The sequence below is a fragment of the Pseudomonas sp. AM8 genome, assembly GCF_036346475.1.
GTDB classification, from domain to species: Bacteria; Pseudomonadota; Gammaproteobacteria; order Pseudomonadales; family Pseudomonadaceae; genus Aquipseudomonas; species Aquipseudomonas marginalis.
In genome coordinates this window covers 247,440-272,163 of sequence record NZ_JAOTNX010000012.1, presented here as the reverse complement: position 1 = coordinate 272,163, position 24,724 = coordinate 247,440, and the positions used below count along the sequence as shown (strand labels likewise).

18 protein-coding genes are annotated in these 24,724 nt (G+C 59.4%); 8 read left to right on the top strand and 10 right to left on the bottom strand.

From position 1 onward, the window contains the following. The first annotated feature begins 7 nt into the window (after window positions 1-7). Both V3W40_RS26355 and V3W40_RS26350 read left to right on the top strand, forming a co-directional pair. On the top strand, window positions 8-1,252 hold the full coding sequence (locus V3W40_RS26355) for an EAL domain-containing response regulator (protein ID WP_330215924.1): 1,245 nt from the start codon (window positions 8-10) through the stop codon (window positions 1,250-1,252). 84 nt (window positions 1,253-1,336) lie between these two features. Continuing rightward, complete coding sequence (locus V3W40_RS26350; protein WP_065946713.1) at window positions 1,337-2,689, top strand: cation:proton antiporter; 1,353 nt, start codon at window positions 1,337-1,339, stop codon at window positions 2,687-2,689. On the opposite strand, the gene V3W40_RS26345 is transcribed toward V3W40_RS26350, so the two are convergent. The 3 genes from V3W40_RS26345 to V3W40_RS26335 form a co-directional block, all read right to left on the bottom strand. After that, window positions 2,680-2,814, bottom strand: a complete 135-nt coding sequence (locus V3W40_RS26345) for a hypothetical protein (protein WP_330215923.1) — start codon at window positions 2,812-2,814, stop codon at window positions 2,680-2,682. The two genes, V3W40_RS26350 and V3W40_RS26345, sit on opposite strands and share 10 nt — an antisense overlap. 11 nt (window positions 2,815-2,825) lie before the next feature. Further along, a complete protein-coding gene (locus V3W40_RS26340) occupies window positions 2,826-3,038 on the bottom strand; it encodes a hypothetical protein (RefSeq protein ID WP_065927576.1) in 213 nt (70 codons plus the stop codon). Window positions 3,039-3,111: 73 nt separating this feature from the next. Beyond that, on the bottom strand, window positions 3,112-3,657 hold the full coding sequence (locus tag V3W40_RS26335; RefSeq protein ID WP_027605795.1) for a hypothetical protein: 546 nt from the start codon (window positions 3,655-3,657) through the stop codon (window positions 3,112-3,114). A gap of 628 nt (window positions 3,658-4,285) precedes the next feature. On the opposite strand from V3W40_RS26335, the gene V3W40_RS26330 reads away from it, so the two are divergent. Beyond that, the gene (locus V3W40_RS26330) at window positions 4,286-5,695 is read left to right on the top strand and encodes a circularly permuted type 2 ATP-grasp protein (RefSeq protein WP_027605794.1); all 1,410 of its coding nucleotides are present in this window, start codon (window positions 4,286-4,288) and stop codon (window positions 5,693-5,695) included. Window positions 5,696-5,697: 2 nt separating this feature from the next. Then, the gene (locus V3W40_RS26325; protein WP_027605793.1) at window positions 5,698-6,648 is read left to right on the top strand and encodes an alpha-E domain-containing protein; all 951 of its coding nucleotides are present in this window, start codon (window positions 5,698-5,700) and stop codon (window positions 6,646-6,648) included. A 102-nt stretch (window positions 6,649-6,750) separates the two neighbouring features. On the opposite strand, the gene V3W40_RS26320 is transcribed toward V3W40_RS26325, so the two are convergent. After that, the gene (locus tag V3W40_RS26320; protein WP_330215922.1) at window positions 6,751-9,453 is read right to left on the bottom strand and encodes a hypothetical protein; all 2,703 of its coding nucleotides are present in this window, start codon (window positions 9,451-9,453) and stop codon (window positions 6,751-6,753) included. A 287-nt stretch (window positions 9,454-9,740) separates the two neighbouring features. Between V3W40_RS26320 and V3W40_RS26315 the strand changes: the two genes are divergently transcribed. The 3 genes from V3W40_RS26315 to V3W40_RS26305 all read left to right on the top strand — a co-directional run bounded on the left by V3W40_RS26315 (window position 9,741) and on the right by V3W40_RS26305 (window position 15,090). Further along, window positions 9,741-11,195 carry a hypothetical protein gene (locus tag V3W40_RS26315; protein ID WP_330215921.1) on the top strand — a complete coding sequence of 485 codons (1,455 nt, stop codon included), beginning with the start codon at window positions 9,741-9,743 and terminating at the stop codon, window positions 11,193-11,195. Between the two features lie 138 nt (window positions 11,196-11,333). Beyond that, complete coding sequence (locus V3W40_RS26310; RefSeq protein WP_330215920.1) at window positions 11,334-12,821, top strand: hypothetical protein; 1,488 nt, start codon at window positions 11,334-11,336, stop codon at window positions 12,819-12,821. A gap of 49 nt (window positions 12,822-12,870) precedes the next feature. Next, window positions 12,871-15,090, top strand: a complete 2,220-nt coding sequence (locus V3W40_RS26305; protein WP_330215919.1) for a hypothetical protein — start codon at window positions 12,871-12,873, stop codon at window positions 15,088-15,090. Between the two features lie 102 nt (window positions 15,091-15,192). On the opposite strand, the gene V3W40_RS26300 is transcribed toward V3W40_RS26305, so the two are convergent. From V3W40_RS26300 to V3W40_RS26290, 3 genes are all read right to left on the bottom strand, one after another. Next, window positions 15,193-16,146 (bottom strand): alpha/beta fold hydrolase, encoded by a 954-nt coding sequence (locus V3W40_RS26300; RefSeq protein WP_330215918.1) that lies wholly within the window; start codon window positions 16,144-16,146, stop codon window positions 15,193-15,195. Window positions 16,147-16,227: 81 nt separating this feature from the next. Next, window positions 16,228-18,480 (bottom strand): ATP-dependent DNA helicase, encoded by a 2,253-nt coding sequence (locus V3W40_RS26295; RefSeq protein ID WP_330215917.1) that lies wholly within the window; start codon window positions 18,478-18,480, stop codon window positions 16,228-16,230. Beyond that, on the bottom strand, window positions 18,477-20,126 hold the full coding sequence (locus V3W40_RS26290) for a VRR-NUC domain-containing protein (protein WP_315872013.1): 1,650 nt from the start codon (window positions 20,124-20,126) through the stop codon (window positions 18,477-18,479). Before V3W40_RS26290 ends, V3W40_RS26295 begins: the two co-directional genes overlap by 4 nt. Before the next feature lie 185 nt (window positions 20,127-20,311). Between V3W40_RS26290 and V3W40_RS26285 the strand changes: the two genes are divergently transcribed. Beyond that, on the top strand, window positions 20,312-20,536 hold the full coding sequence (locus V3W40_RS26285) for a YgdI/YgdR family lipoprotein (protein ID WP_027605784.1): 225 nt from the start codon (window positions 20,312-20,314) through the stop codon (window positions 20,534-20,536). A gap of 56 nt (window positions 20,537-20,592) precedes the next feature. Here V3W40_RS26285 and V3W40_RS26280 read toward each other — a convergent pair whose 3' ends face one another. Genes V3W40_RS26280 through V3W40_RS26270 form a run of 3 tightly spaced genes read right to left on the bottom strand, consistent with a single transcriptional unit; the run spans window position 20,593 to window position 24,690 of the window. Then, window positions 20,593-22,017 carry a polyurethane esterase gene (locus V3W40_RS26280; protein ID WP_330215916.1) on the bottom strand — a complete coding sequence of 475 codons (1,425 nt, stop codon included), beginning with the start codon at window positions 22,015-22,017 and terminating at the stop codon, window positions 20,593-20,595. A gap of 40 nt (window positions 22,018-22,057) precedes the next feature. Then, the gene (locus V3W40_RS26275) at window positions 22,058-23,395 is read right to left on the bottom strand and encodes a TolC family outer membrane protein (protein WP_065927585.1); all 1,338 of its coding nucleotides are present in this window, start codon (window positions 23,393-23,395) and stop codon (window positions 22,058-22,060) included. A 2-nt stretch (window positions 23,396-23,397) separates the two neighbouring features. Then, entirely contained in the window at window positions 23,398-24,690 is a 1,293-nt protein-coding gene (locus V3W40_RS26270) for an HlyD family type I secretion periplasmic adaptor subunit (protein WP_315872010.1), read from the bottom strand. Window positions 24,691-24,724 lie beyond the last annotated feature (34 nt).

The window sequence follows — 24,724 nt, the reverse complement described above, 5'->3', positions numbered from 1 at the left end:
CCTCTCCATGGCCAGCCAACCCGCAACGCTGTTGATCGTTGATGACGAACCCCAGGTTCGCAAGCTGCTGGAAACCCTGTTGCAACATGAGGGCTACCAGACCCTCACGGCGGCCAGCGGCGAGGAAGCCTTGCGACTGGTGGCCAAACAGCCACCTGACCTGATCCTGCTGGACATCATGATGCCAGGCATGGACGGCTACGAAGTGGCCAGCCAGCTCAAGGGCGACGCAGCCACGGCGAGTATTCCGATCATCATGCTGTCGGCCCTCAGCGAGTCAAGTGCACGGGTCAGTGGCCTGGAAACCGGTGCCGAAGAGTTCATCAGCAAGCCGGTGGAACGGGTCGAACTGTGGCTGCGGGTGCGCAACCTGCTGCGGCTCAAGAGCCATGGCGATCAACTCAAGCGCCATAGTCAGTTGCTTGAGCAGCAACTGCGCCAACATGCCGGTGACAGCACGCGCATGAACGTGCACGACCTGGCCCGCCAGGACCTGGAAAACGCCCTGCGCCAGGCCGTGGAGCACGATGAGTTCACCCTGCACTACCAGCCAAAAGTCGCTTTGGCCGACGGGCAGATCTGCGCCCTGGAGGCACTGCTGCGTTGGGAGCGCCCAGGCTACGGTGCGGTATCGCCGGCGGTGTTCGTGCCCGTCCTGGAAAGCCTGGGTTTGATCGTGGAGGTAGGGCGCTGGGTGATCCGCAGCGTGTGCCAGCAGATTGCGACGTGGCAGCGCAGCGCGATTGGCGCCGTCGAGGTGTCGGTGAACGTCTCCGGCCATCAGTTGATCGAGGGCGACCTGATTGCCGATATCGCGCGTATTCTCACTGAGACCGGCGTCGAACCCCATTGGCTGGAAGTGGAACTGACCGAAGGCTCGCTGATGGAGAATACCCAGCACACCATCGCCAGCCTGCAACGCCTGCACGCCATGGGCGTGAAGATCTCCATTGACGACTTCGGCACCGGCTATTCGAGCCTGGCCTACCTGCGACGCTTCCCCATCGACACGCTGAAGATCGACATTGCGTTTATCCGCGAGGTCACCAGCAACCCCCAGGATGCCGCGATCACCCGTACCATTATCGAGTTGGCCCATAGCCTGAACCTGCGGGTGGTGGCCGAAGGTGTGGAAACCCAGGCGCAATTGGCGTTCCTCAAGGAGGCCGGCTGCGATCAGATCCAGGGCTACCTGTTCAGCCGGCCGCTGCCTACTGAAGACTTGGAGCGCCTGCTGATCAATCGCCAATGAATTCAAGGCGACGCAATCACATTGAACCTGCAGTCAGCGACACGCCTCGAACGTGAATAGACCACGGCCCTGGACACCCTCCCGATGACTTTTATTCTATGGATGGCCGTCCTCGGTGCAGTGCTGCTGACCCTTGCCCTCACCTCCTCTTACCTGCGCTGGATGCCGGTGACCACCTCGGCGGTGTGCCTGTTGCTGGGCGTGGGCATCGGCCCCCTCGGCGTGGACCTGCTGCACCTGGACATCAAGCAATCTGCGCGCTGGATGGAGCACCTCACGGAAGTCGCGGTGCTGTTTTCACTGTTCGTCAGCGGGCTCAAACTGCGCCTGCCCCTGGGCCATCGCACCTGGCGCATCGCGTTCGGCATGGCCGGGCCGGTCATGCTGTTGACCATCCTCGGCAGCTGCCTGGCGCTGCATTACGTGTTTGAACTGTCGTGGGGGGTGTCGCTGCTGGTGGGTGCCATTCTCGCGCCGACCGACCCGGTGCTGGCGGGCCTAGTACAGGTCAATAATGCACAGGATTACGATGCGCTGCGCTTCGGTTTGTCCGGAGAAGCCGGGTTGAACGATGGTACGGCCTTTCCCTTTGTGATTTTTGCCTTGGTCTTCATGCAGCACGGCGGCTTTGACGGTGACTGGCTAGGCGGTTGGGCGTTGAAGAACCTGCTGTGGGCGGTGCCGGCAGGGCTGTTGATCGGTTACTGGATGGGCCGGGGCATTGGCCGCACAACCCTGTGGCTACGCGTCAACAACAGTGATAGTACGCTCTCCCCCAATGACTACCTGACCCTCGCCCTGATCGCCCTGGCCTACGTGGTGGCCGAAGCGGTGGGGGGTTACGGCTTTCTGTCCGTATTCGCCGCCGGGCTCGGGCTGCGTCAGGCAGAGTTCAGGTCAACCGGCAACTCCCACACGCCCTCGGAGCATTTGGCGCTGCCGGTGGTGGGTCATCTTGAGGTGGAACCGGAGCACGCTCTGCAAGGGGATGTGAGCGAGCTGGCCGAGACCCAGATCGCCGCCGGCGTAATGATGGGCGACATGCTCTCGTTCGGCAGCCTGGTGGAGCGCTCGATGGAAGTGTTCCTGGTCACGGTGCTCGGCATCGTGCTGGCCAGTCATTGGGATTGGCGGGCATTGCCGTTGGCGGCGTTGCTGTTCTGCGTGATTCGACCGGTCAGTGTGTTTGCAATGCCCTGGGGTCGCCTGGTCGATCGCCAGCAGCGCGGGCTGATGGGCTGGTTCGGGATTCGCGGAATCGGCAGCATCTACTACCTGTTCTACGCGCTCAACCATGGCCTTGTCGGCACCAGCAGCGCGGTGGCGGTGAACCTGACGTTGTCAGTGATCGCCTTGAGCATCGTCGTTCATGGCTTGAGTACCCAGCCGATGCTCGCGTGGTATGAACGACGTGCCCAGGCGAAAACTCAGTCCTGACGCTCGGTATTGCCCACATCCGTCGCGTCATCCAGATCATTGAGCGGTACTTCTGCATCATCCATCAGGGAACCCGGGTCTTCATTGCCCGGATCGTTGAGCTCTTCTTCCAGTTCTTTGGACATGACCGTCTCCTCTAACCGCCTTGGGTGTCGATATCGGCATCGGTTTCAGGCTTGGGCTCGCGCTCAGGCTTGAAGTCTGGACTGTAGTCGTTTTCCCTGGCCTTGGGGTCGGCGGCGGGTTTCGGGTCTTTCGGGGCATCGGCCGCCGTGCCTGGGGCCGGTTCGCCGCCGTCGATTGCCGGGTCGTTACGGTTGCTGGTCTGGGGGTCTTTGTCTGTGCTCATGGGTCACCTCTTTGGAAAAAACGCAGACTGCGTAAAGGTAAGGTCCCGTGCCGGCCGCTGAAGTTCCAACTGCTTAAGAGCCCGGGTTATCCACCTGGATATAAAACGCGTACGCCCCCAGCAACACCCAGAACACCATGAACAGCCACGGCGCACGCATGGAGAACAGCAGCGACTTGCGATAGCCCTTATGGGAGGACTCCATTTCGGAAAACAGCGGCGACTCATCGTAGGCCATGCCCATCACCGGCTCGCTGCGCAGCAGTTCGCTCTGCTTGTAGTGCCAGTGATCGATGATTTCGTACGCGGCGCGGATCCCCGGCCAGGCATTCAGGGAACTGAGTATGCCGAGCAGCGTCAGGAACACCGGCACCACCAGGGTGAACAACTTGCCCCACTCGGGGTTGAGGTTGCCCATGCCGGAGACAAAGGCAATCACCAGAAACGACTGCGCCGTCAGGTAGGCATCGGTGCGGTTGGCGAGGATGGTGGTTTCGTATTGGATTTCGCGACGGTAGAAGTCCAGGCGGTCCTTGGGCGAGCCAAAGATCTTGGCGTTGTGCTCGCTGTGGTCGGCCAGGTTCGCTTCCGGGGTGTCGGGTGAAATGATTCTGGGCACATCCGTGCTCCCTGCTGGGCTCAAACCCCTTAGAAGAATCGGGCTATGGCGAAGTTCAAGTTTGTTGTTGCACCATCGCGGTGCGCAAACCGCTCCCTTATGGTGAGCAGCCTTGTCATGGCCTGCTTTTTTTGTGGTGAGCGGGCTTGTTGTAGTGAGTGGGCTTACTGTGGTGAGTGGGCTTACTGTGGTGAGCGGGCTTGCCCCGCGTTGGAGTGCGAAGCGCTCCCAAGTTTTTTGGGGCCGCTGCGCAGCCCAACGCGGGGCAAGCCCGCTCACCACAGCGGTCCGGCTCCCCCCAGCAGTCCAGCTCACCACAACAGTCCCTCTCCCCCCAGCAGTCCAGCTCACCACAACAGTCCCACTCACCCCAGAAGCCTGGTAACCACAGAAGGCCCGCTCACCACAATGGGAAATCAGCGCGGGATGCCCATTCCGGCACACGCATTGCTTTATCCATTCATCTGCCCGAATACAGGAACATTCGTTACCCCCCGACCCAGAGCCGACCCCATAAGAAAGTAAGGACCAGGCCCGGTGGCACCATCAGCCACGGGCTCATAAAAAATGCGTTTTTTAAAGCGGCAGTGCCACCCCATGCGTCCCTCGGCACTGACAAGGTACTGGAATGGCTCGATCTTTCTTCGATGAAATGAATGACGCAAACGGCGTGTGCCGTGCGCACTATCAGGACTTCTCCCGCTGGCTGGCCAACACGCCGCCGGAATTGCTGGCCCAGCGTCGCCGCGAAGCCGATTTGCTGTTCCATCGCGCGGGAATCACCTTCACCCTTTATGGCGACGAGCAGGACACCGAGCGCCTGATCCCCTTCGACATCATCCCCCGCAGCATCCCCGCCAGCGAATGGAGCGTGATCGAACGCGGCTGTATCCAGCGGGTCAATGCGCTGAACATGTTCCTCGCCGACATCTACCACGACCAGCGCATCATCAAGGCCGGGATCATTCCGGCCGACCAGGTGCTGGGCAATGAGGGTTACCAGAAGGCAATGGTCGGCCTGGACCTGCACCGCGATATTTATTCCCACATCTCGGGGGTGGACCTGGTACGCGACGGCGATGGCACCTACTACGTCCTCGAAGACAACCTGCGCACCCCCAGCGGCGTGAGCTACATGCTCGAAGACCGCAAGATGATGATGCGCCTGTTCCCGGAAGTGTTCGCCAAGCAGCGTATCGCGCCGGTGGACCACTACCCCAACCTGCTGCTCAAGACCCTGAAAAGCGCCAGCCGCCTGGACAACCCCAACGTCGTGGTGCTGACGCCCGGGCGCTTCAACAGCGCGTTCTTCGAACATGCGTTCCTGGCCCGGGAAATGGGCGTGGAGCTGGTGGAAGGCGCCGACCTGTTCGTGCACGACCTCAAGGTGTTCATGCGCACCACCGACGGGCCCAAGGCGGTGGACGTGATCTACCGGCGTATCGACGACGCGTTCCTCGACCCGCAGGCGTTCAATCCCGAATCGATGCTCGGCGTGCCAGGGCTGGTCGCGGCCTACTGCGCCGGCAATGTGGTGCTGGCCAATGCCATCGGCACCGGCGTGGCGGACGACAAATCGATCTATCCCTATGTGCCGGCGATGATCAAGTTTTACCTGGATGAAGAGCCGATCCTGCAAAACGTGCCGACCTTCCAATGCCGCAAGCCCGATGAACTGTCCCACGTACTGGCCAACCTGGCCGAACTGGTGGTCAAGGAAACCCAGGGCTCCGGCGGCTACGGCATGCTGGTCGGCCCAGCGGCCACGGCGGCCGAGATCGAAGATTTCCGCCAACGCATCAAAGCCCGCCCCCATGCGTATATCGCCCAACCGACCCTGAGCCTGTCCACCTGCCCGACCTTTGTCGAAAACGGCATCGCGCCCCGGCATATCGACCTGCGGCCCTTTGTGCTCTCGGGCAAGGAAACCCGCCTGGTGCCGGGAGGCCTGACGCGGGTGGCATTGCGTGAGGGCTCGTTGATCGTCAACTCGTCGCAAGGCGGTGGAACCAAGGACACCTGGGTGGTGGAGGGCTGAGTATGTTGAGTAGAACCGCCGCAGATCTGTATTGGATGTCCCGTTACCTGGAACGCGCCGAGAACCTGGCGCGCATGCTCGAAGTCAGTTATTCGCTGTCGCTGATGCCCCAGGCCGGGCGTAGCGATGGCCTGGACGAACTGGCGATGTCGTTGCTCAGCAGCGGCACCCTGGACAGTTACCTGGAGCGCCATCAAACCCTGGATGCCGAGCGCATGCTGCACTTCTTCGCCCTCGACGAAGAAAACCCCGCCAGCATCTACAATTGCCTGCGCGCCGCGCGGGGCAATGCCCATGCGGTACGCGGGCGCATCACCGCCGACATGTGGGAAAACCTCAACGCCACCTGGCTGGAAATGCGCAGCATCGCCGCCGGCGGCCTGGCACGCCATGGCATCAGCCACTTCTGTGACTGGGTCAAGCAGCGTTCGCACCTGTTCCGCGGCGCGACCTCGGGGACCATCATGCGCAACGACGCCTATCGGTTCATTCGCCTGGGCACTTTTGTCGAACGCGCGGACAATACCCTGCGCCTGCTGGACGCGCGCTACGAGATGTTCGGCGAAGAGTCGGAAGAAGTCAGCGACCTGTCGGCACGCGGGTATTACCAGTGGAGCGCCCTGCTCCGCGCGTTGTCGTCGTTCGAGGCGTATACGGAGCTGTATCCGAATGCGCTGAATGCGCGGTCGGTGTCCGAGTTGCTGTTATTACGCAGTGACGTGCCGCGTTCGTTGCATGCGTGCATTGAAGAGTTGAGCCATATCCTTGCGGACCTGCCTGGCAGTTACGGGCGCACGGCGCAGCGGTTGGCAGCTGAGTTTGAGGCTCGGCTGCGGTATACGGGGATTGATGAGATTCTGGAGGATGGGTTGCATAGCCGTCTCACGGAATTCATCGAAACGGTGCGGGGGGTGGCGCGGGCGATCCACAGTTCTTACTTGGAGGTTGTTTGAGTGCGCTTGCTGACTGTATGTCGTACTTAGGATTCAGAGAAGGTGAAGCAGATTGATTCAACGTAACCTGCTTCGCCCTTCAACTGTATTACCTCGTAGACGTTATACCTTTACTCCAACGGCAGCCCCTCTGAAGCGACCGTCTTCAGTGCTTTGGCTGCCATCGGAAAATCTCAAGCAATAATAGCTGTTATCGCCAGACGCTCTATCACTAGACCAGTGAGCATCACTATCCAATGGCCATCTTGCCCCATAAGTATTATAAATTTCGCGTAACTGAGCCATGCTCGGCATACTTGCGCCTTCCCTTGCAAGCGCATTACGAACCTCCGCAAGAAAATCTCGAGCAAGTGGAATAACCGCAATAGCGTTGGTCACGGTCAATGTATAGCTTGCAGTTTGTTGCTTTTGATCTCGGACCGTTATCGTCGTAACACCTCTTCCGCTCACCTGGACAACACCTGTGGTGGAGTTCACAAACGCGGCGGCTGGATTGGAAGATGAATAGGAGTAACCCGGCTGTCCTCCTGTTGCCTGCCGTTGCATGGTCGTTCCGGCAGGCCAGGATGGAAGCGCATGTGAGTACCCTCGAATCACATACACCTTGCCAGCCAGCGTTGCTGGAGAAGTATCAAATACCAACGGGGGCGGAGCACTTTTGACGGTGTAAACCGTCCTCGGAAAACTTACCGCTCCAGCCTCATCCGCATTCGGGTCATACGCTACTTTAAAATCAATCCAGACCTGATGCCCATGTGGGCAGGTTCCCAACCAAGCTATCGGAGCTCCATATTCAAGCCCGTCAGCAGTGTGATGCTGTTGTCCCGTCCAGTAGACATAGGGGTTAGGATTTGCCCCGCCACAATGGTAAGTCAGCCAGATTTTCATTCCCGAGTACTGCAACGGCCAAGGCGCGATAGTGAGCTTGGCACCAGACGGTAACTGACTGACATCCAGCGTACCATCGTGAGCGATGCCATTGATCAATGGCCTTGGCAAGTTGGCCTGAAGAATTGGTGTCACCGTTACCGTTAACTTTGTTGATCCCCGCTTAACGCCCGCGCGCGTCAACTCGTATTCAATGGTGAAGGTCTTGTTGGCATTGCCAATGTTGGCCGCAATCGCCGTCTTGGGAATATCAAACGTCACCACACCACTGGTCAAACCGTTCTTCGCCGCAATAACCGGTGACCCCGCACCGGCAGTCCCTTCCATCGTGACCTTGATGCTGTCAGTGGTGTACATCGGCAAAAAACTGACTTTCAGCGTTGCACCATTTTGCGCATTCATCGGCGCAAGGGTCACCGAAACACCTGAGCCTGTGGCTTGGATCAATTCGGGAACAGGCATCTCATTCGGCAGGTGCACCTGATATAGCTGGCGCAGGGATTCCTGAGGCAGTTCATTGCCCCGTGTCACGCTGTAGAACACGTCGATAAAACGCCCGTCAAAACGCTTGAGCTCAGTGCCCGGCACATCGAACGTCATATCATCGCCGGGGGCAACCTGGCCCACGAGCCGTCCTGCCGTGTAATCGACGGTGCTGCCGGCGTCGCTGGCCAGGATGGTCACTTGTACCCTGTCTGTGCTAACCCAACTCGCCTGCACAGGGAAGCGGATCGTAATCAACGGCAAGCCTGGGTCCAGATCCTCTCCCAGGGCTTGGTCTACGGTCGGTGCCGGCCATCTGACAATCTCGCCGATCACCGTGAGATAACGGTTATGCGAGCGTTTGTCAGGCAAGCCAGCGCCTTTCAACTCGTAGTACACCACCGCACTGCCTTGGGCGATCGCACTGACCAAAGCGTTGCCGATATTGAAAAAGTAACCCTTGGCGCCTGACAGTGGCCGATCCTCAAAGTAATGCACCGAACTGCCCTGGGCACTTACCCCGTTCCAGTACAGAAAAACATGACTGTAGACACGAGCATCGGCCCCGCCGACGGTCAGGCCGATTTGTGCGTCCCGAGTGCCGAGTATTTCCAGATCGATTTCTCGGTCGGTCTCGGGTACTTGCACCCAGGGTGCGTCCAGGCGGTCGGTTGCCAGGTACACCGAAACCAGTGCCGTGCTCGACCAGGGCGCCCAGGGATCGGGGTAGTTGCCGGTCGGTCCGCGAACCTGGAACGCCACCGGCAGCAAGTCGCTGTCCCCGGCTTCCTTGATTGCATCCTCGTCGAGCATGCAGGTGATATCCCGCCCGACTTCGGCGGGCAGGATCAACCGCTCGATTCGCACCGAGCCCCAGACCAGGATAAGCAGGTCATAGGCGGCCATGTTCAGCCAATGCCTGACGATCACCTCCACACCCTGCCTGGCCCGATCCGCACTGACCCCACCAAGCCTTACATCATCCGGCAACTCAAATACCAGGCCTTGATTTCCGGGGGCGGGATTGGGGTCTTGTCCGCCCGGATGTTGCAGGTTGACCCTCAAACGCAAAGGCTGGGTTCGGGATTCGTTTCCGCTGCTGCGAATAACCCGGACGTACACCGGATCTGCCCACGGCTCGCGAATACTGTCATAGGGCACGGTGAAGGGAATGCGCGTCAGGTTCTGGTCGCCCTCACGGATCAGGTTGTACGCGACCGGATCACCGCCGCCCCAGAACAATTCGAAGAACGTTCCTTCAGGCGTACTGCTTGGTCGGTCGATATGCACGACCAGGGGTCTCAGGGTATGCGACACACCAATCCCCCCGTCGGCCTCCTCCAAATCTCCTGCAATCGGCGGTTGCATCAGCGGAATATCCACCGGGGGCAGCTCGGAGATTAGACTGGGAGGTTGAGCGCGATACTTGGCCATGCTGGTTTCCTCGGCATTCCCCTGCGCACTGGGCATGGGTTTGAGAGAAATCAGACCTCCAGCAGCAAGGTGTTGACTACTGTCAGAGTTAACAGGTGGCGACCAGTGGTCGTGCGATGAACTGAACGTCGAGCTCGGCACCGCGAATGTTTGATCCCCCAACACCACCTGTGAATTCTGACAGTAGCCAGCGCGAAACCAAGGGTATTTGATACCACCTGAGGCACGTAAACCGTTAACAACGCTACGCCTCCACCTTCAGGGACTTGTTCAGGAGAATAAAGAGCATGAGCACTGAAAGCGCCAATACTTCCCCTGGACAGCCCAGGCAGCTTCCTCGTCTGTCGATCCCAGGTATGACCCATAATGTAGACGGTTACGACGGAGGGATTCCCGACTGGCTGATGGTCTCCGGGCTGACTGTCCGAGTGGATAACAGTTGGGTTGCCAGTCCTGGCGACATCATCAATATCGTCATGATGCCAAGTATGACGTCCTTGGCGATGAAGCCGGTACGGGCGGGAGAGGAACAACACCACAGTTACTTTTTTTCCATTCCACGGGAAAAGCTGCCCGACGGAGAACTACGCCTGGGTTACGTGGTGAATTACAGAGGCAGCGACGACGACGAGGCATCCTATCCCCTGAGTATCTTGGTAAAAACCGACCTGCCGGCGGGCGAAGACCTGGATCAGCTTGAGCCGGGTCACTCGCAGCTCAAATACACACTCTCGGCCCTGGAAGTCTATCCGCCCGAGGCAGCCAAAGGCGTCAGCGTAATCGTTCAGCCTTATCCGAATATGCATCCAAGCGATCGCATCCACTTCCAATGGGGCAGCCTGAACGTCGTGCAGAAAGTTGCAGGCGTCGGCCAGGCGACCCTTATTGTGATTAATCACGCCCAGATGATTAAAGCCGGTGACAGTGATGGCCTGCTGGTGGGGTTTTACATAGTCGACCTCGTCGGCAACGCCTCAACACCAAGATCCAAGTACACCCGCGTAGTGGTGGCGCTCGACAATGCGCAACGGGAAGGCCCATTCATTCAGTCTGACGATCAGCCGGGTTATATCGACCTCGAAAGGCTAAATGGCGCCGACTTGAAGGTTGGCATGTACACCCCTGCGACCATCGGCAGGACGGGTGATTGGTATGTGATCACCTTCAAGGCCTACCCTCCGCTTGGAGGTGAGGTGGTGCACCGACGCATCGAAGTGATCACCAGGGCTGGCACCGCGACCTATCATGAAGTGCCCTACAGCAAAGTCCGTGCTGCGGCCGGAGGATGGGTGGCGATCAGCTATGAATTGATCCGGGCAGACGACTTGACCCCTTACGTTTCCAAGCAGACCTGCGCTGAAGTTGTGGGGTCGGTCATTCGATTGGAGGCGCCCTATTTCGAAAAATACCCTGAAGATACGGTGTTCATAGAAAACTCCCTCGTTGTGAATATCCCCTGGTACGCCTGGCGCAAACCGACAGATACCCTCACGTTGATCCTGCGTTACGTGAAGTCACTCAACGAAATCATCCTCTTCAGCGTGACGAAGCCGGTGGGATCGTTCTGGTCGGATGGACAGCCGGTTCAGTGGGCGCTCACCGGTACGGATCTTCACCCCTTCGCGGGCTACGCCCCCGATCTGTATTTCGTCTACGAGTCCGCGTCCGCCTCCATCAGGGCCCGCTCGGTGGATTTGAACGAGTCGCTGCGCCGTCAAGTGCAAATCCTGCAAGGTTCCTGACCGGGCGTGTTGCGCGCCGTCCGCCCGTCGCCACCTGTTAATTATGACAGTAGCCAAATCCTTCTTTAACGGCGTTTGATAGGTCCAAGCGCAGGAGCATTTCCTGTCAAGCGTGACAACTTTCTATTGGAGAAAGCCATGCCTACCAAGAACAGCAAGCCCGCCACGACCAAACCCAAGAAGGCCTCGCCGGTCAAACCCAAGTTTCTTGACACGCTGCGAGTCCCTGGGATGTCCCCTGCATTTGCGGGCTATGACGGTGGTATTCCGCTCTGGTTGCTGGCCAGAGGCCTGACCGTGTCGGTGGACAAGAATTGGCCCGCGAAACCCGGAGACAAGATTGAGGTGCTTTCTATAGTGGGGATGAAGGTACTTGCAGAGAAAACCCTGGAACCTGGAGAAGAAGCCCGCAGCAGCTTCTCCTTTGCCATTTCGGACAGCGACCTCCCCAATGGGGATCTGATACTGGGGTACAGGGTGTGGTACACCGGCGGCCCATCCAATGACCTCTCTTATCCGCTGACCCTGATGGTCAAGCGAACCCTCCCCGCCGGCGAGGATCAGAACCACATCACTCCCGGCCATTCCGAACTCAATTTCAAAATATCCGATACAGAGATCAGGGAAATTCAGGCCGGGCGAGGCGTGACCATAACCTTCGAGCCTTATCCAGATATGCATCCACTGGATCGCATTGAATGCCAGATTGGTAGTTATTTAGCCCCCTCTCAGCAGGTAACCGGTGTCGGTCAGCAGACCGAGATAAAACTCAACCGCGATCAGATTATCCAGATCGGTAACGGCACCAATCGATTGGTGAGTTTCCAGGTTGTCGACGCCGTTCGCAACGTATCCACCCCCCGCTCGCACAACATCCCGGTGCTCGTGGACGTGGGCAGCGCCAACTATGCCGCGCCTATCTTCGCAACCCAGAACTATCCAGGCTTGATCGACCTTGAGTCACTTAACGGCGGGCCTTTGCATATGCAGTTGTTCACTTATCCGTGGGAGGGCCCTGTTGGCTACACGTATTTTGTGTCTTACCAGGGCTACCCAAAGCTGGGAGGCAGGGTACTGCACGATCAATACATCCCCATCGTAGCGGCCGGCCGGCCTCATGATTTTTTCGTACCTCATGACAAAGTGCGTGCCGTGGCCGGTGGCAAAGTGGAGATCAGCTTTATCCTGTTCCAAGGGCTCAATATCGTGGGTTACTCAAAAATCGCCTCCGCCGCCGTGCAGGACGCGATCATCCGATTGCAGGCGCCTATTTTTTTGCGATACCCCTCCCATGTCGTCAACCCCATCCCCACCGGTGGCGCCGCCGTCGAAATTCCTTGGTACGCATGGCGCAGGCCCACTGACAAGATCATGTTGCTTATGCGTTACGTGATACCGGGCAGCCATGACCTGATCCTCTACGACGACCTATTTACCGTGGGGCAGGTGCCTGAAGGCGTGCCGATAAGACGCCTGATTCCCTATGAAGATCTCTTGAGGTTCGACGGCACCACCCCTGAACTCTATTACGTGTATGAGCCCGAAAATATTCTGGCGCGCAGCACATCGCTAAACGAATCGTTACGCCAGGAAGTACGGATTGGTGCGCCGGGCCGTGGGAGATGAAGCTGCTGCGGTTTCTATCAGCCACACCGCCCCTCTTGGAGGCCTGACCATGTCCCGTAAAACCAGAACCCCGGCCCGCCGTCCCCGCAATGACTATGACCTGGGCCCAGTGCTGATCAGCGGTATCGAACCCCCTCCCGAAGGGGATACCCAGTCTGACGGCGCACTGGGCGCACGACATGTGGAACATAATCTGGAGGTGCTGCTCCTGGCGTTCCCGGGGGTAGTGCTGGACACGGAGATCTACCTGATTTGGAACAACCCTGAAGCCCCGGTGGATTACCTCATCATCCAACCGGACAACCTGGGGAACCGGTTTTTCAGCCTGATGGTGAATAAAGAACAAATCCTGCCGGAGTGGGCCGAAGTCTATTGCCTGATCAAGCGCCCCAGCGGCAACCGGTCTAAAACCAAACCGTTGAAGCTCAGGGTGAAACGCAGTCGCCCGGGGTACCCTGATCCGAACCCGGACGCCGACGGTAACCAGGGCCTGGTGTTTTTTCTGCCTGCCGACCTGGAAGCCGGCAGCCACGTGGATATGGCCAGGGCAGATCGCGGTGTAGTGCTCGAGATCCAGCCCTGGGAAAATATGGCCGAGTGGGACACCTGCCGTATCGCCTGGGGCTCCACGCTCATCGAACACGTGGTGACGGCCAGTGAGGTGCGACGCCCATTTGAAATGTTAATTACCCCCGAGCAGATCAAAGAAAACCCTCACTACGTGAATATGCCGGTGGCCATGCAAATCAAGGATGTGGGCGGTAACTACCCCGCTGATCCCGACTCCAAATCGAACTGGTCGGAGATACAACGAGTAGAAGTCAACCTCGGGCTCCTGCGGCCACGGCCACCGTTCCTTATGCAAGCCGAAGAAACCGTTGAACTTGATGAGTTGGGTGATGCCGCACAAATCGTCCAGATATTCATCGATAACGACTTTTTCGAGCGCAACGACACAATTGCATTTGAATGGGAGGGCCGAGACACTTACAACTTGCCTTTTTTCCATGGCGAGGAGAGAGACGTCAACCGTGTCAACGCTATCGAAGACTTCAACGTGCCCAATGAAATCGTCAGAGCAATAACCGGCGGCACTGCAATTATGTACTACAACCTTTATAAGGCCAGAGATGATGTATGGTTGCCGTCAAGAAAAGTACGGGTAACGGTTAAGGGCGACGTCATCGAGTGGCCCGCACCAAGTATCGTAGAAGCACCAGACGGAGAATTGAATCCAAATTCAGATGCCACAATGAAGTATCGTGCACAACCTGGCTGGACCTCGGCCACAAAAATTCGAATTGTATGGGCCGCACACTCGGTTAATTTTTCTGAAGAGTTTGTCCTGGGACCTATTCCGGAAGACCGTGAGCTTTCATTTACCGTTCCGAATGCACAGGTCAGGCGCTTTAATACATTGCCTGTCGAAGTGTATTACGAACGCATCGATCAGTCGCCCCATCGGCAATCCCAACGTCTTCAGCTTCAAGTGGGCGAGCCCACAAGAACACTGCCAGCGGTGAGGGTTGACAGCGCTTCGGGTAACTATCTGGACCCCGATAATTTTGGCAGCCATTTGATGGTTACGCTGCCGCTGACCGACAGTCTGGGCGGCGATGCGATTAAGTTGGATTTGGATGGAGATGTCATTAGTACCTCCGTTCAGGTGACGTTAAATAATGACCAGGCAGGGGAAACACTGGAAATCCCTATCGCACGTAACTTCATCACTGGAAACCTGGATAGATCCATAAGGCTAAAATACAGTTTGGCCCGGGCCAATGTTCCCAGGCGATTTTCACCAATTCTCGCGTTGCGTATTCGTACGGGATTCGACCACATCACCGACTTTCACAATAGTAATTTAAACGGATGGGCGCCGGGACCAGCACTCAGCAACAGACAAGATATCGAGTTCAGAATATATGCAGAAAATACGGTTTTCCATAACTACACTTACCCCCCTGGCGACAAAGTCGGTGTTATTTTCAGTCAGACTTTTAATAATTTAAGACAGGGCGACCTGTACGAATTCAGTATAAAAGCCAGAAGATTTGACGGGCGCTTCGAACCCCCGTCACTCTCTCTAAGCACCTCTCAAGGATCACTTACAACTCCAGCAAAGCTTTTTGACCTGGTTAATTGGCTGACCTTATCAGGAACACTGACGGCCAATAGCGAAACACTGACGCTTTATATTAATAGCCATGTAATTACCAGCTATGGTAATGACTATGAAATTGACGATATTCGCTTCAGACGGGTCTAACAGACTTTATCTAATGTTGTTTTCTCTACTGGTGTGGAGACAAGACTAATGTCGTCGGCACCAGGGCTGAGAATGGCGAAAGCGATATGCGAGTCTTGACCATCAGTTAAGTGACCGGGCCTGCCCTAAAAACTCGAGCACCAGCGCATTGACCCGTTGCGCCTGCTCGTTCTGGATCCAGTGACCGCAGTTGGCCAGGCTATGCAGTTCAAGGTCAGGCACCCACTCAGGCATGCGCTTGAGCGTGTGGGCCTCAAACACCCCGACCGGATCGCGGTCGCCAATCAGGAACAAGGTCGGCTGCAACACCTGGCGGCCGGCGAGGAATTCGGTGCGCTGCCAGTTGCGTTCGAAATTGCGGTACCAGTTCAACGGGCCGCGAAAGCCCAGTTCAGCGAAGGTTTGCACGTACACGTCGAGGTCTTCCTGAGTACACCAGTGCGGCAATGCATCGGGCGTTGAAGTGCCCTCAAGCAACGTGGCGGTGGCCGGTTTCTGCTGTAGAAACACATCCTGGTCCTGCATGAACAGGCGCAAGGTGCGTTCGATATCGGCATCCAACTCCTGCTCGGCCACTCCCGGCTCCTGGAAATACAGGATGTAATTGAAACGGTCGGCATACAGCTCGCGCATGATGTCGATCACCGGCCGCCGAGCACGCCCGGCGAAAGGCACGGACATCGTGACCAACCGAGTGACGCGCTCCGGCTCGAGCAACGCCAGGTGCCAGGCCACCACGGCGCCCCAGTCATGGCCGACCATCACGACCTGTTCGTGCCCGAAATGGTCCATGGCCTGCTGGATATCGCCGCACAAGGTCATCACCTCGTAGTCGGCTATCTCGGCGGGTGCGCTGGATTGGCCGTAGCCGCGCATTTCAGGGGCAAATACCCGGTAGCCTGCGGCGGCCAGCGCGGGTATCTGTTCACGCCAGGAGTGCCAGCACTCGGGAAACCCATGGAGCAGCCAGATGGGGCGACCCTGTTCCGGCCCCGCGACATGCACCCATAGCTCAATACCGTTTACAGGGATCTTTTGCGTGGGCACTGGGCTCATGGGCGGGGCCTTTCCTGGAGGTTTTGCCTAGCCTGGGGGATCCGTTGTGCAAGAACCAGCATTATTGATGGCAGGAATAGCTCAATAAACCGTCCACCATTCCGGCAACAACTGGCGGACCCGCGCCTCCCCGAACCGATCATCCATCAACATCACCACGCCTCGGTCGTGCTGGCTGCGGATCACCCTCCCCGCCGCCTGCACGACCTTTTGGATGCCGGGGTACAGGTAGGTGTAGTCGTACCCTGCGCCAAAAATCGCCGCCATGCGCAGTTTTATCTGCTCGTTGACCGGGTTGAGTTGCGGCAATCCGAGGGTGGCGATAAATGCGCCGATCAAGCGTGTGCCCGGCAAGTCGATGCCTTCACCGAACGCGCCGCCCAGCACGGCAAAACCGACGCCTTGGCTGTGCTCGGTGAATTGATCGAGAAAGCCTTGGCGTTCAGCCTCGGCCATGCCCCGCGACTGTTGCCACAGCGGGATCCGCGGGTGTGTTTCGGCGAGCAGTTGCGCCACCTGTTGGAGGTAATCAAAGCTTGAGAAAAACGCCAGGTAGTTGCCCGGTTGCCGGGCGAACTGGCGGGCGATCAGCTCGACAATCGGCGCCAGCGAGGCTTGGCGATGCACGAAGCGGGTGGAAATGTCGCCGACGATGCGCACGTGCAGTTGTTCGGCCTTGAACGGCGACTCCACGTCGACCCAGGCCGTGTCCGCTGGCAGCCCCAGCAGGTCGGCGTAATAGTGGCGAGGGCTCAAGGTGGCGGAAAACAACACGCTGCTGCGGGCCGCCGTCAAGCGCGGCCGGATGAATTCGGCGGGTACCACGTTACGCAGGCACAGGGTCGAGCTGCTGCGTTTGCCGCCGAGCTGGCGCTTGCTGATGTCGAAGATGAAGTGCTCGTTGAACAGCTCGGCGACCTTGGTAAATTGTAGCGCTTCGAAGTAGAAGGCTTGCAGGTCACCGCTGAGGGCTTCGGGGTGGTCGTTGAAGTAATCACCCAGGGCGCTGGTGCACAGGTTCAGGGCCTGGAGCAGTTTGTCCGGCCTGGAGGCATAGGCTTGGTACGGCGCGACCTGGTCTTTGTGCAGGGCGTTCCATTCGCGGTTGAGGCGCTGCAGGGGTTTCTTCAGCGGCTCGGGCGCGGTGTCGCGCAGGATCTTCAGGCTGTACTGGTCGAGGCTCGCGCTGTACATCGAGCGCGCACGTTCCACCAGGTTGTGGGCTTCGTCCACCAGCACGGCAGCGCGCCATTGGTTGAGTTGGGCCAGGCCGAAGAGCATGGCGCCGAAGTCGAAATAGTAGTTGTAGTCGGCAACCACCAGGTCGGCCCAGCGTGCCATTTCCTGGCTCAGGTAATAGGGGCACACCCTGTGATCGAGGGCGACATTGCGCAGGTTGTGTTGGTCGAGCAGGCGGACCTTGGACGCGGCAAGGCGCGCGGCGGGCAAACGGTCGTAGAAGCCCTTGGCCAAGGGGCAGGCGTCGCCGTGACAGGCCTTGTCCAAGTGCTCGCAGGCCTTGTCCCGCGCCACCAGCTCGAGAACACGCAGGGGCAGGTCGCTGCTGGCATGCAGCACCTTGGCTGCATCGAGGGCGAGTTGGCGACCGGGGGTCTTGGCGGTGAGGAAAAACACCTTGTCCAGTTGCTGGGGCGCCAGGGCCTTGAGCAGCGGGAAGATCGTGCCGATGGTCTTGCCGATGCCCGTGGGGGCCTGGGCCATCAGGCAACGGCCGGTGCTGACGGCCTTGTACACCGACTCGGCCAGAGTGCGTTGGCCGGGGCGAAAATCGGCATGGGGGAAACCCAAGGTCTGCGCCGCAACGTCGCGCGCTTCACGGTGCTGCATTTCCTGGCGGGCCCAGCCGAGAAACAGTGCACATTGCTGATTGAAGAACGCTTGCAGCTCGTCCGCCTGGAAACGTTGATTGAGCAGGGTTTCGCCTTCGCCGACGATATCGAAATACACCAGCGCCACGTCGATATCCGTGAGGCCAAGCTTCTGGCACATCAACCAGCCGTACACCTTGGCCTGGGCCCAATGCAGTTGCCGGTGGTTGGCGGGCTGGGCAGCCAGGTCGCCTCGATAGGTCTTCACTTCTTCCAGGCGGTTGGCGTCCGGGTCATAGCCGTCTGCCCTGCCCCGCACCTTCAGTTGCTGGTAGTCGCCCTCGAGGGCCACTTCGTTCTGGTAGTGCGCGCTGCGTCGCGAAGCAACGGTGCGATGGCCCGCTATACCTTCCTGGGCGCTGGGCGACGGGGTAAAGCGCAGGTCCAGGTCGCCGACCTTGGCGGTGAACTCACACAGCGCCCGCACGGCTACGCTGTAGCTCAAGCGGGTTGCTCCGCCCAGCGTACGTAGCAGACGGTGACGGGCATCTGGTATTCACCGCAGAACTCCAGCCAACGCAGCTGGTTGTCCTGCAGGCGGTCGCCAGGGCCCTTGACCTCGATCATGCGATAGGTCTTCTGCGCCGGCCAGAACTGGATCAGGTCCGGCATGCCGGCGCGGTTGGCGCGGATATCCAGCAGCAACCGTTCGAACCAGTAGCGCAGGTGTTCGGCGGGCAGGCAGGCCAAGGCTTGTTCCAGCAGGTCTTCACTGAGCAGGTTCCAGAACACAAAGGGCGACTGGATCCCCCACTTATCGAGGTAGCGTTGGCGGATGGTGGTTGTGTAGCGCCCGTCCTGTAGTTGCGCAAAACACGCGTCAAACAGGGGGACGCGGCGCGCGTGGAAGTCTTCGCTGTGCAGGTCCGCCGGCCCACGCTGGAACGGGTGGAAAAACGCACCCGGCAGTGGTGCGAAGATCGCATCCCAGCACAGCAGGCCGAACAGCGAATTGATCAGGCCGTTCTCGACGTAGTGCACCGGTGCATCAGGTGCGCTCAGGTGGGCCTGGACACAGGATTCCACCGACATCAACGGCTCCGGCAGCGCAAGTTCCAGGTCCAGGCGCGTGACTTCACGGGATTTGAGCGTCGGCAGCCGGGGTTCGCCGAGCTTGCGGCGCAGGCGGGGCATGACGCGCAACAGGTGTTGCTGTTCGGCGGCACTTTCCGGTGCCTGTTGCGCGATGCTTGCCAGGGCCATGGCCTGGGCGTAATCCTCCTGGCGCTCCAGCACGCGAATCAGCCGCGCGCGGGCGCCGGGATAAGCGCAGGTGCGGTAGACCTGCTGCGCCAGGTCCAACTCGGCACTGCGCTCGCAATACTGGCCGAGCTGGAACAACAGCTTGGCCCGGCGCTTTTCCAGCCAGGGATTGTCGGTGTTCAGCGTGGCCACTTCAGCCAGCACCTGCGCCAGCGCCTCACCGCGTTCAAACGCCTGCTGGCATTGGTGCAGGAACAGAAAACCGTGCACGTCGGCGCGGCTGCGCAACCCCCGCGATTCGGCGCAGAACTCGACTTTTTCATAGGTGTAGATGCCCAGGTCCGCGAGGACAAACTCGGACCAGTCCTGGTGCAGGTTGCCGAAGAACATCAGCCGCAGGCGGTCGCATAACTCCATCACGGTGAGGCTGTACAGCGTGTCGGCCAGGTCCGGGCACCAGTCGGCGAAACGGCGCGTGTCGGTGAACTGCGCCGCCAACCCTTCCAGCCAATCGGCCTTCTTGCCCTTGGGCTGGTCGATCCAGGGTGCGAAGGTGCTGAGAATCTCGCCTTTTTGCAGCAAGGCGAATAATGCTTCAAATGCCAGAAGGTGGTTGTCGTCCACCCATCCCAATTCCCGCAGGGGCGCGGCAGCGGCATGGGGGCAACCGATCTCCACGTAGTGCAGCTTGCCCGCACGAAAATGCACGCCCTTGCGCATCACCATGCGCACCAAAAGCGCCTGGGAGGCTTGCGGCAACCTGTCGAATTGCTGAATGAAATGCTCTTCGTCAGGGTCGAGCAGATCGGCATAGCGTTGCCCCAGCCAATGCAGGACCTGGCGGAAGTTATGCAGGTAATAGAGCGGGTTTTCGAGGGGATTGGCCATGGTACGCATTGGTCGAATACTGGTTATGCATACAGAGTGCCGTCGTAAATGCGGTGTTGCAATCGGTAATAGATAAATGGCACACGCAACTTTTTGCATAAAAATGATCAGATGGGGAGTCGATGGCGTAACATTTGTCGCCCGCGTCCCTGGCGTGGGATTTTTCAGGGTTAAAGGTAAGGGTTATGAACATGAAGAATTTGGGGCTGCCACTGGTTGCACTCACTTTTCTGGTATTGGCCGGTTGCGCGACGCAAACCGTAGTGACACTGCAAAATGGCACGCAGTATTTGACCAAGGACTCTCCAAAAACCAAGACGGCCGACGGGTTTTATGAATTCACCGATATCGCCGGCAAGCGCATCCGCGTCAAAGCCGACGATGTGGCCACGGTGCGCAAGGAAGACTGATTTCCAGCGGCCCGCACTGATCAAATGTGGGAGAGGGCTTGCCCCCTCCCACCGTTTTAACCGATCACAATCCCCTCCCCCGACAAGCCAACCACCCCCACCAACGTCACCGAATCCGCGCCAAAACTGATCACCGTATCCCCGCCCACGACCTTGGCGTGATCACGGTAATCCGCACTCCCCTCAACGTCCCTGAACACCAGCTTGTCCGTCGCTTGATAGCCGATAATCCGGTCCTGGCCAAACTGCCCGCTGAACAAAAAGGTGTTATGCCCGCTGCTGTCGCGGATCGTGTCATTGCCCTTGCCGCCCTCCATAAAGTCCGCGCCCTTGCCGCCCTGGATCAGGTCATTGCCGTCACTGCCAATGATGTAGGTATCGCCCTTGTGCGGTTCGGCATTGCGGTTGAGGTCCTGCACCCAGGTGGTGGCGCGTGCCGGGTCGGACAGGTTGGCGACGATAATCGTCGAGTCGCGGCTCATCTGCCCATAGAATCCGGACTCGAGGATGCGCGTCATCCCATCGCCATAACCCGTAGGCAAATGGGAGATCCAGGTCGGCAGGTTGGTGATGGAAAACGGCAGCACATTCCACAGCGTCGAAGCGTAGTGGTCGTTAAAGCTGACGATATTGTCGGTGGTCGATTCATGGGGTTTGTCATGCACGCCCAACGATGACCAATTGAAGGATGATCCGTCCAGCGCACGGAATACCGGGTCGTTTTCGTAGCCGATATTAAGCACCTTGTCGCCAGCGCTCTGGGTCGGCGAGGCGTAGGCCAGGTAGTTGGCGTCCTGGAAGAAACCCGCCCATTTGCTGCTGCTCAAGTCGGCCATGCTGTTGACCGCCAGGCCGCCCAGGCTATGGCCGCTGACCACTACGTCGTGGCCGCTGAGGCCGTGGGCACTGGCGTAGTCGGCGACGTTCTTGAGCAGGCCGCCAAAGGCTTCACCGGCATAGTTCTTCGCGTAATCCTTGGGGCCCAACGCTGCGAGCAGATCGCTGACCAGATCGCCAATGGAGTCGCTGACCAGCGTTTCCCGAGGGCCCGACGTACCGCGAAAACCGATACCGATTTCCAGCAGCTTGCCGGCTTCATCGTACTTGCCCAGCACCTCGACCTGGGCTGTGGTGTAGCCGGCTTTTTCGCCGAAGAACGTGCCTCGGGCGTCGACCTTGCCGGTATAGCCCAGGGTGCTTGCGCTGATGGGCGTCCAACCGGCTTGTTGCACGGCCTCCAAGGCGGCTTTCTCCGAATCCGGGTTCCAGGGAATGCCGGGAATCACGCCCTGGGAATCCGTACTGCCCATCAGTGCACCGACCAGCGTGGCCGGCAAACCGAGCCCCAGGCCGTTGTGCTGGTAGCCCACGGCAAAGCCGTTATCCAGGTTGTGATAGGCGTACAGCGTGATCGCCATGGCATCGGCGAACAACGCTTTGGAGCCCTCGGCTCCGAGGTTTTTATAGTCGAACACACCCATGGTATTGCCTCTCTGTTGTTGGAATTGTCGAGAAAGCCAATTAATGCGGTGCCGGCCCGAACGCCTCATCCACCTTGGCCAGGTCGGTGTCGCGCAGGTTGCCGGCGTAGTAGTGCAATTTGGTCCAGGCCATCAGGTAGTCGTAACGCGCCTGGGCCAGGTCGCGCCGCGTGCTGTAGAGCTGTTGTTCGGCGTTCAGCGCATCGAGGTTGACCCGCTCGCCACCGAGGATGCTCTGCTGGGTCGACAGCACCAGTGCTTCTGCGGAGGTCAGGGCCTTTTGGTAAGCGCGCAGTTTGCTCACGCCAGACAGGCACGCGCTGAACTGCCGACGCAGTTCGATCAGGGTCTCGCGGGTCTTGCCTTCCAGCTCGTACTCGGCCTGTTCCATGGCGCGGCTGGCCTGGCGGGTGGACGCGGAGATGCCGCCACCGGCATACAACGGCAGGCTCACTTCGACGCCGATGGTGTTGGTGTCGTAGCGCTGGTTGTAGGTGTTGCCGCTGTCGGACTCCTGCTGGCGCGAACTGGCGTACGCAGTGACCTTGGGCAGGTGTCCGGCGCGGTTACGCTCCACTTCATAACGCGCGACTTCCAGGGCCTGGCGCTGGGACGCCAGCGTGGGGTTGTTGCTGATCGCCAGTTCATGCCAGGTGTCGTAGTTGGCCGGGGTCAGGGTGAACGCGGCGAAACCTTCGTTCAACGGGGCGAGGTCGTCGATGTTGACGCTTTGCACACCGATCAGCGCACCCAGTTCTCTAAGCGAGGCGTCCTGCTCGTCCAGCGCCTGGATCTCTTCGGCGGTGGCCAGCTCATAGCGCGACTCGGCTTCGAGGATATCGGTGCGGGTGCCCTCGCCCTGCTGGAACAGGTGCCGGTTCTGCTGGAACTGCTGCTCGAAGGCCTTCTTCTTGGCCCGTGCGATGTCGATCTGGTCCTGGGCAAACAGCGCCTGGGTGTAATAGCTCAGCACCCGCACCAGCAGCGCCTGGCTCTTGTCGCGAAAGCTTTCATCGGCGAACAGCGCCTGGGCCACGCCCTTGCGGTAGTTGGCGTAGGCCTCATAGTCGAACAGCGGCTGTTGCAGGCTGAAGGTCGAGCCGTAGCTGTTGTAGTTGCGGTCGTCGTGATAATTGCCGCCGCGCCCGTCGGGCAGGGTGGCCTGGGAGTTGTTGCGGCCCTTGTTGTAGTTGTACGACAGCTTGGGCAGCAAGCCGGCGCGGCCGATGGTGCGGTTTTCCAGGCCGGCGTCGCGCTCCTTGATCGCACCGAGAAACACCGGATCGTTACGCAAGGCCTGTTCGTATACATCGAACGGGCCCATGGCGGCCTGGGCGTTAATGCAGGTAAACAGCAAGGCGATGAACACAGCTTTCATGCTCATTCCTCGGTCAACGCGGAGCCGGCGCGGTCGAGCAGCGGCTTGAACAGGTAATTGAGCAACGAACGCTCGCCGGTGCGCACAAACATCTCGGCGGGCATGCCCGGCTTGATGACCAGGCCGTGGAGTGTCTCCAGTGCTGCCTCGCTGACGGTGGTGCGCAATACGTAATACGGCGCGCCGGTTTTTTCGTCGAGCATCTGGTCGGCGGAAATCAGGCTGACCTCCCCCGGCACACGCGGGGTGCGGCTCTGGTTGAAGGCGGTGAACAGGATATCCACCGGCAGGTGCGTGCCGACCTTGTCCACCAGGTGCACCGGCAAATGCCCTTCCACTTCCAGGCGCGTGCCCTGGGGCACGATTTCCAACAGGGTTTCACCGGAACGCACCACGGCGCCTTCGGTGTGCACGCTGAGGTTGACCGCAATGCCGTCAGCCGGTGCGTTGATCTCGCTGTGTTGCAGATCGAAGCCGGCCGAGGTGAGTTGCTGCTCGAGGGTCAGGCTGCGCAATTGCGCGTCGGCCAATTGGCTGCGCACGTCCTTCTGGTATTCCTCGCTGTGCTGCTGCAATTTCAGGCGCGATTCAAGGATGCCCTGCTCCACCCGGCCGCTCTCTCCGGTGTTCTGCGCCAGGTCCTGTTGCACCTGGGACAGCTGGCGTTGGTACTCCATCAGCCGGTTGCGCGGGATATAGCCGTTGTCGGCCAGGGGTTGCAGGTTGCTCAGTTGGTCGCGCAGGGACTGGGCCTGGGCGGTCAGGTCGCTGCGGGCGCGGCGCATGCCGTTGAGCTGTGCGGTGGCGCCCTCGATATTCGCGCGGATGCCTGCCTGTTCACGGGCAAAGGCTTCGCGACGGCTGCTGAACAATTGGCGCTGGCCTTCCAGGACCAACGCCAGTGCGGGATCGGGGTTGCTGCTCAGCTCGGCGGGAAAGGTGATAGCGGATTGATTGTCGCGCTCGCTCTGCCACCGCGCGACGCTGGCCCAGGCCATGCGGTACTGGGCCTGCAGGGACTGCACGTCGGCCTGATTCTGGGTCTGGTCGAGACGGAACAGCGGCTGGCCTTGCTTCACCAGCTCACCCTCCTTGACCAGGATCCGACTGACCACGCCGGGGCTGAAGGTTTGCACCGCCTTGCGTTTGCCCGACACCACCACCGTGCCCTGCACCGGGATGCCCTGGTCCAGGGGCGCCAGGCTGGCCCAGAGGAAAAAGCCACCGGCACCGACCACGGTCAGCAGCCAGCCCATGCGTACGAAAAATCGGGCGTCGTGTTGTTCATGAATCATGCTGACATCCTTACTGCTTGACGCAAAACCTGTA